Here is a 12,046-nt window from a genome sequence, read left to right as displayed (position 1 = left end):
TGGCCATGCGGCGGACGATTGGTGAGGCTATTGGCTATCGTCTATGCCCCAGCCCTGTCTGGGACATGCTGCTCGATCTTTACCTGGCGCAATATGAGAAGCGGGAGGTCTATCTCTTCTCTCTGTATACCGCCGCCCCCGACATTCCGCAATCGACCGCCCACCGCAAGATCGCCGAGATGGAAAAGCGAGGGTTGGTGACGCGGGACATTCCTCGTCCAGATGGGCGACGCGTCGCGATTTCGATGACGGCCCAAGGCCTTGCCATCGTCGACCGTCTGCTTGATCGGATTATTGAGTTATGGGAAGGCGGGAAATCATAAATCACCTATGCGATTGCCTTCTAAGCGCAGCGTCCCAATTTAGGCATGGATGGCCAGCCTGTTTCCCGATCTGTTCGAGCCCCCGAAAATTCCGGGCCTCTCCTATCGTGACGACCTTCTCTCTCGCGACGAGGAATTGAGCCTGATAGCCGGGATCAATGCTACCACGCTCGAGCCATTTCGCTTCCAGGGCTGGCTTGGCAAACGCCTGACCAGTTCCTTTGGCTGGCGTTATGATTTTGACGACGCACGCTTTGGACCGACGGATCCCATGCCTGATTGGCTACTGACGGCGCGCGACAAGGCCGCAGCCTTTGCTGGCCTTGATTCCGCCAACCTCGCCCAGGCACTCCTGATTCGATATGATCCTGGCGCAGGCATCGGCTGGCACCGCGATCGCCCGTCTTCGACCATGTTGTTGGTATTTCGCTGGGCGTGTCTGCCCCCTTGCGTTTTCGGCGGCGCAAGCCCGACGGGTTCGATCGCATCACCGTTCCGCTTGCGCCGCGCTCGGTCTATCATCTTGAAGGCGAAGCGCGGTACCAATGGGAACATAGCATAGCCGAAATGGACGAGACCCGCTGGTCGATCACCTTCCGCACGCTTTGTGAGAAAGTGGTGAACCAAAATAGGCTCGGATATCGGTAAGCCTTCAATGCGCCATGGCGCTCGCATCGAGAAGCTGGTCCAGCCGCGTCGCAATGTCGAGCCATCGCACCACGCCTGCCTGATCGCCCGCCAGCGCCAGCATTCTTACCCTTTCTGCAATGAAGTCGCCGGCGTTCGCGCCATGCTCCCGCTCGACCGCCAGCGCTTCAGCCCAACGTTCAAGATCGGCCCTCACAGCAGCGACGGCGCAGATGCTGCTGCCCGCGGCTTGTTCCAGGGATCGCTGGTGCGCGTCATCTCGATGAGATCGTCGGGGAAGCAGCGATCCTGGAAAGCGATCGCCTCGTCGAACGATCCGCCGAGCCAGCGGTCATATTCATCCTCATGCAAGAGCACAGGCATGCGATCATGCACCGGGCGGATCGCTTCGTTGCAGTCGGTCATCACCCCTGAATAGACCGCGCCCCATTCCTGGCTTTCCCGCCAAAGTCCCGCCCAGGCAAAGACCGGTCGATCCTTCAGATGGAACCAGGTACGGGTCTTGCTCCCCTTCTTGCCCTCCGCTTCTGCAAAGGCCGTCAAAGGGATGAGGCAACGCCATTGGGGCTTTCGCGCGAGGCCGACCCACATGGGTTTGCGCAGGTCGGCAATGTTATTGACAGGCTTTGGCTTGGATCCAGGCTTCATGCCGCGCAGGACCAGCGGAAACCCCCAGACCATGGATTGAAGGACACGCTTTCCTTCTGCCTCGCGCACCACCATGCCGGGATAGCCGGGATAGACTTCGTCCGGCACGTTCATGGCGGCGATGTCGGGCGCCTCGACGCCGAAATGCGCCGCCACCTCGGCTGCGCTTAGTCGCTCGGTATAAAGATTACACATCGTCGCACCTGCCTAGTCGCGCCGCCCGACTGCAAGTGTTGCGCGGCGTTCAGAGCAAGGCAAGCTGCGGCTGGGCTTTCGCCGGCAATTTTCCGCTGCGCCAGAGATCTTCTGTATGCTCGACGACCATGCGCTCAGCAGCAAAGGGTGCGCGATGCTGGAATCCGATGACGTCCCTGATGCCGCCGTGCAGCCATGCGTCATAGTCGTGGGGATCGAAAAGAACCGGCATCCTGTCGTTGGTCGGCATGACCGCGGCGTTCGCCACCATTGTCATGCCCGCATAGACAGGGCCGTAATCAGGCAGGTTCCGGCAGAAGCCGGCCCAGGCCATGACGGGAGCATGTTTGACCGAGAACCAAGTCCTCGTCTTATGCCCGGGCGCGCCGTCCGGATTGGCGAAATGGGTCAGGACGATAAGGCAGCGATAGCGCGGGTCCACGACCATATGCTCCCACATGGGATTGGTGAGATCGGCAACCAGCCCCAGCCGCTGAGGATCGTCGCCATGTTCGCGCATCTCGCGGGGCGCGGGAATCCCCACCCCATCGACCGTAACAGCCGACGTCCCCGGCTTTCAAATACGACGAGCCCGTCGGCGCCCTCGGTGGTTTCACGAGCAAAATGGACAGGCCCTTGCGGCAGCGCCGCACCGAAATGCATGGCGACTTCGCCGACACTCGCCAGGGTCGTATGCAATCTGGACATCGACCGCTCCTAGGGAGACTCGAAAGACATCCGATGATTGGAACATAAAGCGAACAATATTGTCAACCGGCGATAGCCGGGAAGCGCCGTGGACGGACGTTTCCCGCGAAATTTCAGCCGTTCAGTTTATCCTTTATCGCCTTGGCGGGCGTGAAGCCGAGCTTCTTGGCAGCTGCGATCTGGATAGTGGCGCCCGTGGAGGGGTTGCGACCTTCGCGCGCTGGCGCGTCCTTGACCTTGAACTTGCCAAAGCCGTTCAGGGCAATTTCTTCGCCCGCTGCTGCAGCATCAGCGATTGCGGCGAAGACCGCGTCGACCAGCTTGCGGGCATCCGCCTTGGAAAGGCCGTTGTCGCCGGCGATCTTCTCAGCGAGGTCGGTATTGTTCATGGGCTATATCCTGTGTCGTTGGACGGCGGGCATAGACGAGGGCGCAAGCCAACGTCCAGCCAGGACGCTATCGCTTTTTGGCAGTCTATTGGCTTCATCGTCCTCCCAGGCCTTGCTTGCCTTTGCGGGGCCTGACATTCGGGATGCCCGATCCCATCTATGGCATCTATGCCATCCAAGACGACGCATGATGGAGACCAGAATGGCTACGGCGCCCAATGATGCCCTGATTGTCATATGTCCGGCTTGCGCAACGGCGAACCGGTTGCCCCGCGAAAGGCTGGCCAAGGGAGGAACCTGCGGCCGATGCAAGCGCCCCCTATTCTCTGGGGAGCCCGTCAAACTGACCGCAGATAATTTCGACGCGCATGCCGCGCGGTCCGACATTCCCCTGCTTGTCGATTTCTGGGCGAACTGGTGCGGCCCCTGTCGTCAGATGGCCCCCGCCTTCAGCGCCGCGGCCGGACAACTTGAACCCTATATGCGCCTTGGGAAACTCGATACCGAGGCGCATCAAGCGATCGCGGGTCGCTATGCCATCCGGTCCATTCCCACGATGATCCTGTTTCGGGGTGGCCGCGAAATTGCGCGGCAATCGGGCGCTATGCCGCAACAGGCCATCGTTGCATGGGCGCGCGAGGCGGCACGACCGGCGTGAGCCGGGAGCCCGCCACCCACCCGGCGACGCCCGATGGCCGTTATTTCGTCGTGCGCGGTCGCCTGTGGCGACTGTCCAATCCCGCGTTGGACGAGGACGTTCGCGCCACCCTGGTATCGGATCTGATGCAGGCGCGTAGAGCCGTGCGCGACGCCCGTAAAAACGGCGATGTATCGGCCGAGCGTGAAGCGCATGCGGCGGCGGACATTGCCAAACGCGGACTTGGCGAGCGTGGCTCAGTCTGGTGGACTGATGGCGCACCTGACTATAATCGCCATATGGCGCGCAATACGCCCTATGCTGACTGGTTTGCAGCCCTCGACTGACGCGCCTTGCGCACCGGCTTGTTGGCCAGCTCAATCCAAACTGGAGCATGGTCGCTCGTCTTTTCCCATCCGCGCGGCGCTGTATCGACCTGCGCCCATTCAAGCTTGCTGCGTGCCTTTGCGTTGAGCAGAATATGGTCGATCCGAAGGCCCGCGTTGCGCTCGAACGCCCCGCGCCAATATTTCCAGAAGGTGTAGATGGTCTCATCAGGATGCAATTCGCGCAGAGCGTCGCTCCATCCCTGCTCCAGCAGATGGCGATAGGCGTCCCTCACCTCCGGCGCGAAGAGCGCATCGTCCCGCCACCGCTCGGGCGCATAAACATCCAGATCGGTTGGCATGACGTTGAAGTCCCCGGCGACCACAACCGGCGCATCGAGATCGACGAGCAAGGCAAGGTGATCATGAAGCCGCTCGAACCAGCGCAATTTGAAGTCGAACTTGGGTCCAGGGCGTGGATTGCCGTTGGGTAGATAAAGACCAGCAACCAGGACCCCGGCAACCGCCGCTTCGATGTAGCGGCTTTGCGTATCGTCCGGATCGCCGGGCAGGCCGCGGCGCGTCTCATGGATATCACCGACACGGCTCAGGATCGCAACGCCGTTCCATTGGCTTTGCCCATGCCATATCGCGTCATAGCCTGCGTCGCGGATCGCTGTTTCGGGAAATTTGCCCTGCGGCGCCTTCAGTTCCTGCAGACAGACGATGTCGGGCTCGGCTTCGCCCAGCCATCTTAGCAGGACAGGCAGGCGCCCGTTAATCCCGTTCACATTATAGGTGGCGATCTTCATCGTTGCGTTGACCTAGCTGGCGCGGGAGAGGCATGGGAATGGTTATAAGCCATGGATGATCCACACATCCCTGCGATCAGCCTGGCGCGTCGAGCGCCAACAAATCCTGCTCCTCTGGATGGCGATCAAAATAGCCGGCGACGAATTCGCATAGCGGCACGACCTTCAATCTCTTCTCCCGCACGTCCGCCAACGCGCCGGCGATCAGCTTACTGGCAATGCCTTGCCCTTCCAGCGCCTCAGGAACCTGCGTGTGCGTGAAGATCAATGCGCCATCGCGCCGTTCATAGGCCGCAATAGCCGTGCTACCATCGACCTTGAGTTCATAGCGGCTCTCGCCTTCATTATCGCGGACGTCCTCGTCTCAGCCATAGTCGGTTCCTCTTTCTTTCGGGTCATATGCATCGGCGATTTTCGCAGAGCCGGTCGATAGATCGAACAGATGGACAATGGCGCGGTTCCGCTAGAGCTGTCTGCTGACGAATGTGGCCTGGCCTTTGCGTTCCGATGCCGTGGCAGCCACAAGCCTTGCTGGAAAAAGCCGAGCTGCAGCGCTCATGAACAGCAGCTTCACCCGTCATTCATCGCAACATGCTATTTCATGTTCTGTCGCTTCTTCCCCCCTTTGGAGCGGCACCTCCCTGAACTTCGGTCCCGCCGCGAGCCTTGCTCTGGCGGGGCTTTTTTTATGCGTCCCCTGCTTTCATCACGATCGCCTTTTGGGTGTCACCTTGATGATTGCTTGTCTGTACGCGACCACCCATAGGGTCCAAATGGACCAAGAGACTTCCGAGCTCATCATGCGTGTCATCGCGCGCGCGCCGCAATGGCTTCGCCACGACCTGTCGTCAAAGGACCTCAACGCCCGTGGACGGGCCGAAGAAACACTCGCCGCCATGATCGTCGATGCGCTGTCGCACGGAACGCCGCTGGAGCCGGAAGGTTAAGCTTCGCGTGGGACCCTCCCATGGAGCATCTGTTTCGATGGGACGCCTTCTCCTCCCTGCCCTGCTTGTCGCCGCTGTTCCGACCGCAGCCTGCGCATCGGACAGCGAGCAGCTGACCATATATTGCGACGGCGGTCGAACCTTCCTTGCCAAGATCAGCCGGGATGGCGCGCTCGTAACGATCGGGAGACGGACGGTCGCGCTCAGGCCACGGGACTCATCGCTTGGGCGACGGTTTGAAGCAACAGGCGCTGCCCTGATCATAGATGGCGAGATGGTCGCTTTGGTACTCGATAACGATATCGATTTTCGAAACTGCCGGGTGAACCCGCCTGGTTCCTAGCTTCGGAACGCCGGATGAACGTCACCAGCCTGATCTCTCCTGTTTCGAGTGCTGGTAAACAGACATCTGCTTCTCTTTGATGGTCCCCGATTCGGAATGCGAACACGGCGAACAGCGACCGAATGATTTGGCGATTTCGATTCGGGCATCGCCCCTCGATTTTCTCTCGCGCTCGATATTTTGTGAACTCACGATCGCGTCGCGAAACGATTCAGGGAATCCATGACGTTGGATCCGTCGGATGCCCCAAGCAGGACCTCGTTCACCCCGAAACATGCGCTCGACTAACTTGACAGTCCGGGGAGTCATGGAGAACAGGAAGGGAACACACTGTTAGACCGATGAGACCAAGGAATGCCCCGCAATGCCATCCTCGAGGATTTGCGTTCGTCGATCGCCCATGTGACGGGCGATGGGCGCCGTCATGGCGTCCATCCTTTCGGCCTTGACGATATCGACGATCATCTGCCCGGAAATGGTCTTGCAACCGGCGCATTGCATGAGGTTCTGGGCTCTCCCGACATTTGCGACGACGCAGCCGCAACGATATTCATCGCAGGCATATTGGCGCGCATGGAAGGCCCGGTTTTCTGGTGTCTGCGCTGGCGCGATTTGTTCACCCCTGCCCTCGACCTTGCAGGCCTTCATCCTGACCGCCTGACCATCGTCGAGCCTGGCGATGACAAGGGCGCGCTGATCGCGATGGAAGATTGCCTGCGCGTGGCTGGCGTCGCCGGCGTTGTGGGCGAGGTCTCAAAGCTCTCGACGACCGCGTCGAAACGGCTTCAGCTTGCTGCCGAAGGGTCCGGGGTGACTGCGTTCATCCTGCGTCGCGCCGCCAAGGCGGACGCACTGATCGAGGGCTCTGCAGCACAGACCCGATGGCGTGTTACGGCATCACCGAGCGCAGATCTGGGCATCCCTGCCCTTGCCCGCCCGCGCTGGTCGGTCGCGCTCGAGCGCGTCCGCGGCGCAGAACCTAAAAGCTGGATAGTGGAGGCCTGCGATGCGCAGGGTCGTCTCGCTCTACCTGCCATACTGGTCGACAGACCGGATCAGCAGGAAGCGTGGCGTATCGCCGTCTGAGGCGAACGCAGCGCCATCCCGGCCGCCGCTTGTCACGGCCATAGAATCGCACGGTCGCAAGCTGATCGCGGCGGTGGACGTGCTTGGCCGCAGCCTTGGCATCACGCCCAGCATGAGCGTCACCAAGGCAAGGACCCTGGTGCCCGATCTTGACGTGCTCGATGCAGACGAAGCGGCCGACGCGCAAGGGCTTGAGCGGCTCGCCTTGTGGGCAGGGCAGCGCTACGCCCCCTTCGTCGCGGTCGATTACCCCGATGGCCTATGGCTCGACATCAGCGGATGCAGCGAACTGTTCGGCGGCGAGGAAGCGCTGGTCAAGGACCTGTTCCGCCGGGTGAACGGCTCGGGCCTTACAGCACAGATCGCTGTTGCTGACACGGCAGGCTGCGCGCATGCGGTCGCGCGCCATGTCCCTGCCGGTCGCCCGGTTATCATTGTTCCTGGAGACCAGAAGAAGGCGGTCGGCCTCCTACCCCTTGCCGCCCTGCGCATCCCGGCAAAAGTGGCAAGCGATCTGCACAAGATGGGCTTCACCCGGATCGAGCAACTCATTGCCGAGCCGCGCGGTCCCATTGCGCGCCGCTACGGACATGAACTCTACCGCCGCCTCGACCAGGCCCTTGGCCATGCGCCAGAGGCGATGGCCCCGATCTTCCCGCCGTCACTGCCCCAGGCGCGCCGCGGGCTTCTTGAACCCATCGGTACGGCCGACGCCATCGCGAAGGTCATCGGCGATCTCACCGACGACATTTGCGCTGCGTTGATGCGGGACGGTACCGGCGCGCGGCGCCTCGACCTCCATTGCGAACGGGTCGATGGCCAATATCAGTCCGTCAGGATCGGGATGGCATCTCCTACAAGGGATGCCCGGCATCTGACAAAGCTCCTGGTTCCCAGGATCGAGCGGATAGATCCAGGCCTTGGGATCGAGACCATGATCCTGATCGCGCCGATCGTCGAACCACTCCGCAGCGCACAGGCTGATCTTGCAGGCGATACGCATCGCGGCCCGGACCTTGGTGCCCTTATCGACGCGCTGGCGAACCGTTTCGGCTATGACCGGCTGTACGGCACGACGCCCTGCTCGTCCGCCATGCCCGAACGCACGGTCAAGCGAACAATGGCGCTGCGCGAGGGTGCGGATCGGCGCTGGAACGCTGTCCTGCCGCGCCCGGGCCGCATGATCGACCCGCCTGAGCCGGTCCAGGTGATCGCGATGATGCCGGACCATCCGCCTGCCCAGTTCGTCTGGCGGGGCAAGCGGCGCAAGGTAGTTCAGGCCGATGGTCCCGAACGCCTCCAGGGCGAATGGTGGCGCGCCAAGGGCCTGGAAGCCGACAGCCCCTATCTCGTGCGCGACTATTTCCAGGTCGAGGTCGAAGGTGGCGGGCGCTACTGGCTGTTCCGCTTGGGCGACGGCCAATGGTCGTCGACCGGACCCATGGCCTGGTTCATCCATGGCGCCTTCGCATGAGCCTTGCCGATCAGCGCTATGTCGAGTTGCAGGCGACGAGCCATTTCAGCTTCCTGCGCGGTGCATCCTCGCCTGAGGAACTGCTGACCGCAGCTGCCATGCTGGGCATGCCTGCCATCGGCATCGTGGATCGCAATAGTCTGGCGGGATTGGTGCGCGCCTGGGACGCTGGCCGTTCGACGGGCGTGCGCGTCATCAACGGCTGCAGGCTGGATCTTTCCTGTGGCACCGGCCTGCTTATCTATCCCACCGATCGCGCAGCCTATGGTCGCCTTTGCCGGCTATTGACGCTCGGCAAATCGCGCGCCGGCAAAGGAAGCTGCGAACTCCATTGGGATGATGTCGCGACATGGAGCGAGGGGCTGATCGCCATCCTTATCCCCAATAGCGATGACGCAAAAACGCAGGCGGACCTCGTCAGCGTCTCATCGATCTTTCAGGAACGCAGCTACCTCGCGCTGACCCTACAGCGGCAACCCGGCGATGCGTTGCGGTTGCGGCGCCTGACACAGATGGCACAGCAGGCGCGCGTCGCGACCGTCGCCACCGGCGATGTCCTCTACCACACGCCCGAGCGCCGGATGCTGCAGGATGTGGTGACCTGCATCCGCGAGAAATGCACGATCGACGATCTGGGCGAGCGACGCGAGCAGATCGCAGACCGGCACCTTAAGGACGCCGACGAGCTGGACCGGCTGTTCGTGCGCTATCTTGGGGACACAGGGCCAGTTCGGCGAAGTGTCGCTATCGCCGAGCAATGCCGCTTTTCCCTTGAAGAGTTGCGCTATCAATATCCCGATGAAATCGGTAAAAGCGGGCGTACACCGCAGCAGGAACTTGAGCGCCTTACCTGGGCAAAAGCCCCTGCCCGCTATCCAGACGGCATCGACGACAAGACAAGGGCCCAGCTGGAGCATGAGCTGCGTCTCATCGCCCAGCTCGATTACGCACCCTATTTTCTGACGGTCCACGCGATCGTCGATTTTGCGCGCTCGAAAGACATTTTGTGCCAGGGCCGGGGATCGGCCGCGAACTCGGCGGTCTGCTACTGCCTTGGCATCACCTCGATCGATCCGGTGCGCACCGAACTGCTGTTCGAACGGTTCGTGAGCGCCGAGCGACGCGAGCCGCCCGATATCGATGTCGATTTCGAGCATGAGCGGCGCGAGGAGGTGATCCAATGGATCTACGAGACCTATGGCCGCAACCATAGTGCGTTGACTGCCGTGATCTCCCGCTTCCGTACCAAAGGCGCGATCCGTGAGGTCGGCAAGGCGCTTTGCCTGTCGACCGATGTCACCGACGCGCTGTCAGGACAGGTCTGGGGCTGGAGCCGCGAGGGTGTGCAAGACCGCCATGTCGCCGAGCTCAATCTTGATATGACCGATCGCCGCCTTGCCCTCACGCTGGAGCTGTCGCGTCTGCTCATGGATACGCCGCGCCATTCCTCGCAGCATCCCGGCGGCTTCGTGCTGACCCGCGACCGGCTCGACGAGTTGGTGCCGATCGAACCTGCCCGCATGGATGATCGCCAGATCATCGAATGGGACAAGGATGATATCGACCTTATGGGGTTTATGAAGGTCGATGTGCTGGCATTAGGCATGCTCAGCTGCATGCGACGCGGCTTCGATCTCCTGCGCGAGGAGAAGGACATCCACCTCGACCTAGCCACGATACCGGCCGAAGACCCGGCAACCTATGCGATGATCCGCAAGGCTGACACGCTTGGCGTCTTCCAGATCGAAAGCCGGGCGCAGATGGCGATGCTGCCCCGTATCAAGCCAAGGACATTCTATGACCTGGTCGTCGAGGTCGCCATCGTTCGGCCCGGCCCCATCCAGGGCGACATGGTCCACCCATATCTAAGGCGCCGCGAAGGCAAGGAAAAGGTCAGCTATCCCAGGCCGGAGCTGCGCCGGGTCCTTGAAAAGACGCTCGGCGTCCCGCTCTTTCAGGAGCAGGCGATGCGGGTCGCCATTGAGTGTGCCGGGTTCACCGCCAGCGAGGCGGACCTTTTGCGGCGGGCGATGGCGACGTTCAAGCTGACCGGCGGGGTCAGCCATTTTCGCGACAAGCTCATCGGCGGCATGGTCGAACGCGGCTATGAGCAGGCTTTTGCCGAACAGACCTTCAAGCAGATCGAAGGCTTTGGCTCCTATGGCTTCCCCGAAAGCCATGCCGCAAGCTTCGCGCTCATCGTCTATGCCTCCTCCTGGCTTAAATGCCATCATCCAGATGTCTTCTGTGCGGCGTTGTTGAACGCCCAGCCCATGGGCTTTTATGCACCAGCCCAAATCGTCCGCGACGCACGCGAACATGGCGTTGAGGTCCGCCCGGTCGATGTGAACCATAGTCGCTGGGACTGCACGCTTGAAGTGGGGAACCGGCGGTACAAGGCCGTGCGCCTTGGGCTGCGTATGGTCCGCGATCTTGCCAATCCGGACGGCGCGGCGATCGTCTCGGCCCGCGGCGCAGAGCCCTATGCTTCAGTGGAAGAAATCCAGCGCAGAGCCGGCGTGGGTGCTGGTGCGCTCGATCGGATCGGCGATGCTGATGGCTTCGGCTCGCTCCGGCACAGCCGTCGCACTGGCCTGTGGGATGTGAAAGGGTTGCGCGACAGCCCCCTGCCCCTTTTTGCCGCAGCAGACGAGCGCGAGGGGAAGCTCCGCGCCGAAGCGGTCGAACCCGAGGTCGCGCTCTCGCCGATGGCGGAAGGCCAGGAGGTAGTGGAAGACTATCGCAGCTTCGCGCTATCGCTCCGCGCCCATCCGGTAACCTTTCTCAGGGAGGATTTGGCAGCGAGGAAGATGGTCCCGTGCGCGGCGCTTTCTGACATCCGCGATGGTCGCTGGGTCAATCTTGCAGGGATCATCATGGTGCGGCAGCGGCCCGGCTCTGCCAAGGGTATCATGTTCATCACCATCGAGGACGAGACCGGGATCGCAAATCTTGTAGTGTGGACCAAAGTGTTCGAGGCCAATCGCGGCACTGTCCTTGGCGCATCCATGCTCGGCGTGCGCGGTCAGGTCCAGAAAGAAGGCGAGGTCATTCACGTCATTGCCCAACGGCTCGAAAATCTGTCTGGATTACTGGCAAGCGTGGGCGAACGGAGCGATCTTTCCAACGTCTTCCGCCCGGCGCGCGGCGATGGCGCGAAGAGTGGCGGCGGACCTGATCCCCGGGACCCGGACAGCAAATTGCTCGGTCGAAAAGCGCGTGAGATATACATCCCTGACCTGCGGCTGGGATCAGGCATCATGCCCGGGAAGCCGACCGAGGGCATCGAGGTGAAGCCAAGAAATTTTCGGTGAGAATGTCAACATCGACATCGGCTCAGACAAAAATCGGAGGGCGTGATAGAGCAGTTTTGCGAGATTTCTCGTCGCCAGATCTGCTTGATTAGCCTTTTGTAGCTGCCGACCCGCGCGATCTAATCAGAACCCGATACGGAAGCCTACCGGTGTCGACCCATGCCGGACGCTCAGCGCCCGATTTTCTATCTCCAGC

13 protein-coding genes and 1 pseudogene are annotated in these 12,046 nt (G+C 61.5%); 8 read left to right on the top strand and 6 right to left on the bottom strand.

All coding sequences use genetic code 11. The annotated features are described in order from the left end of the window. Positions 1 to 5 precede the first annotated feature (5 nt). Both BF95_RS07130 and BF95_RS30620 read left to right on the top strand, forming a co-directional pair. Entirely contained in the window at positions 6 to 323 is a 318-nt protein-coding gene (locus tag BF95_RS07130; protein ID WP_161774244.1) for a MarR family transcriptional regulator, read from the top strand. 435 nt (positions 324 to 758) lie between these two features. Beyond that, the gene (locus BF95_RS30620) at positions 759 to 971 is read left to right on the top strand and encodes a hypothetical protein (protein WP_327195423.1); all 213 of its coding nucleotides are present in this window, start codon (positions 759 to 761) and stop codon (positions 969 to 971) included. Between the two features lie 4 nt (positions 972 to 975). On the opposite strand, the gene BF95_RS07120 is transcribed toward BF95_RS30620, so the two are convergent. The 4 genes from BF95_RS07120 to BF95_RS07105 form a co-directional block, all read right to left on the bottom strand. Beyond that, positions 976 to 1,167, bottom strand: a complete 192-nt coding sequence (locus BF95_RS07120; protein WP_043150386.1) for a DUF6961 family protein — start codon at positions 1,165 to 1,167, stop codon at positions 976 to 978. Then, positions 1,164 to 1,814 (bottom strand): SOS response-associated peptidase, encoded by a 651-nt coding sequence (locus tag BF95_RS07115; protein WP_081764065.1) that lies wholly within the window; start codon positions 1,812 to 1,814, stop codon positions 1,164 to 1,166. Before BF95_RS07115 ends, BF95_RS07120 begins: the two co-directional genes overlap by 4 nt. Before the next feature lie 49 nt (positions 1,815 to 1,863). Then, positions 1,864 to 2,334 (bottom strand): SOS response-associated peptidase family protein, encoded by a 471-nt coding sequence (locus BF95_RS07110; RefSeq protein ID WP_235209618.1) that lies wholly within the window; start codon positions 2,332 to 2,334, stop codon positions 1,864 to 1,866. A gap of 301 nt (positions 2,335 to 2,635) precedes the next feature. After that, entirely contained in the window at positions 2,636 to 2,911 is a 276-nt protein-coding gene (locus BF95_RS07105) for an HU family DNA-binding protein (RefSeq protein WP_043150384.1), read from the bottom strand. A gap of 202 nt (positions 2,912 to 3,113) precedes the next feature. Here BF95_RS07105 and trxC point away from each other — a divergent pair, with 202 nt between their 5' ends. Continuing rightward, entirely contained in the window at positions 3,114 to 3,569 is a 456-nt protein-coding gene (gene trxC / locus BF95_RS07100; RefSeq protein ID WP_043150382.1) for a thioredoxin TrxC, read from the top strand. Further along, positions 3,566 to 3,895 (top strand): hypothetical protein, encoded by a 330-nt coding sequence (locus BF95_RS07095; RefSeq protein WP_043150456.1) that lies wholly within the window; start codon positions 3,566 to 3,568, stop codon positions 3,893 to 3,895. Before trxC ends, BF95_RS07095 begins: the two co-directional genes overlap by 4 nt. Here the strand turns inward: BF95_RS07095 and xth are convergent. Further along, positions 3,865 to 4,686 carry an exodeoxyribonuclease III gene (gene xth, locus BF95_RS07090; RefSeq protein WP_043150380.1) on the bottom strand — a complete coding sequence of 274 codons (822 nt, stop codon included), beginning with the start codon at positions 4,684 to 4,686 and terminating at the stop codon, positions 3,865 to 3,867. The genes BF95_RS07095 and xth overlap by 31 nt on opposite strands. A gap of 76 nt (positions 4,687 to 4,762) precedes the next feature. After that, positions 4,763 to 5,005, bottom strand: a pseudogene (locus tag BF95_RS07085) (GNAT family N-acetyltransferase); the annotation flags it as partial. Between the two features lie 238 nt (positions 5,006 to 5,243). On the opposite strand from BF95_RS07085, the gene BF95_RS28065 reads away from it, so the two are divergent. The 4 genes from BF95_RS28065 to BF95_RS07065 all read left to right on the top strand — a co-directional run bounded on the left by BF95_RS28065 (position 5,244) and on the right by BF95_RS07065 (position 11,850). After that, the gene (locus tag BF95_RS28065; RefSeq protein ID WP_130754749.1) at positions 5,244 to 5,633 is read left to right on the top strand and encodes a DUF6771 family protein; all 390 of its coding nucleotides are present in this window, start codon (positions 5,244 to 5,246) and stop codon (positions 5,631 to 5,633) included. A 697-nt stretch (positions 5,634 to 6,330) separates the two neighbouring features. Then, complete coding sequence (locus tag BF95_RS07075; RefSeq protein WP_043150375.1) at positions 6,331 to 7,062, top strand: ImuA family protein; 732 nt, start codon at positions 6,331 to 6,333, stop codon at positions 7,060 to 7,062. Further along, positions 6,983 to 8,536 carry a Y-family DNA polymerase gene (locus BF95_RS07070; protein ID WP_081764063.1) on the top strand — a complete coding sequence of 518 codons (1,554 nt, stop codon included), beginning with the start codon at positions 6,983 to 6,985 and terminating at the stop codon, positions 8,534 to 8,536. Before BF95_RS07075 ends, BF95_RS07070 begins: the two co-directional genes overlap by 80 nt. Continuing rightward, complete coding sequence (locus BF95_RS07065; protein WP_043150453.1) at positions 8,533 to 11,850, top strand: error-prone DNA polymerase; 3,318 nt, start codon at positions 8,533 to 8,535, stop codon at positions 11,848 to 11,850. Before BF95_RS07070 ends, BF95_RS07065 begins: the two co-directional genes overlap by 4 nt. Positions 11,851 to 12,046 lie beyond the last annotated feature (196 nt).

It is taken from the genome of Sphingobium sp. Ant17 (genome assembly GCF_000588875.1).
GTDB lineage: Bacteria > Pseudomonadota > Alphaproteobacteria > Sphingomonadales > Sphingomonadaceae > Sphingobium.
This window is presented reverse-complemented; position numbering and strand designations above follow the sequence as displayed.

Coding starts and splice junctions, on each gene's coding strand:
- BF95_RS07130 (WP_161774244.1), top strand. CDS start 6: ATGCGGCGGACGATTGGTGAGGCTATTGGCTATCGTCTATGCCCCAGC.
- BF95_RS07115 (WP_081764065.1), bottom strand. CDS start 1,814: ATGTGTAATCTTTATACCGAGCGACTAAGCGCAGCCGAGGTGGCGGCG.
- BF95_RS07110 (WP_235209618.1), bottom strand. CDS start 2,334: ATGCGCGAACATGGCGACGATCCTCAGCGGCTGGGGCTGGTTGCCGAT.
- BF95_RS07105 (WP_043150384.1), bottom strand. CDS start 2,911: ATGAACAATACCGACCTCGCTGAGAAGATCGCCGGCGACAACGGCCTT.
- trxC (WP_043150382.1), top strand. CDS start 3,114: ATGGCTACGGCGCCCAATGATGCCCTGATTGTCATATGTCCGGCTTGC.
- xth (WP_043150380.1), bottom strand. CDS start 4,686: ATGAAGATCGCCACCTATAATGTGAACGGGATTAACGGGCGCCTGCCT.
- BF95_RS28065 (WP_130754749.1), top strand. CDS start 5,244: ATGAACAGCAGCTTCACCCGTCATTCATCGCAACATGCTATTTCATGT.
- BF95_RS07075 (WP_043150375.1), top strand. CDS start 6,331: ATGCCCCGCAATGCCATCCTCGAGGATTTGCGTTCGTCGATCGCCCAT.
- BF95_RS07070 (WP_081764063.1), top strand. CDS start 6,983: ATGCGCAGGGTCGTCTCGCTCTACCTGCCATACTGGTCGACAGACCGG.
- BF95_RS07065 (WP_043150453.1), top strand. CDS start 8,533: ATGAGCCTTGCCGATCAGCGCTATGTCGAGTTGCAGGCGACGAGCCAT.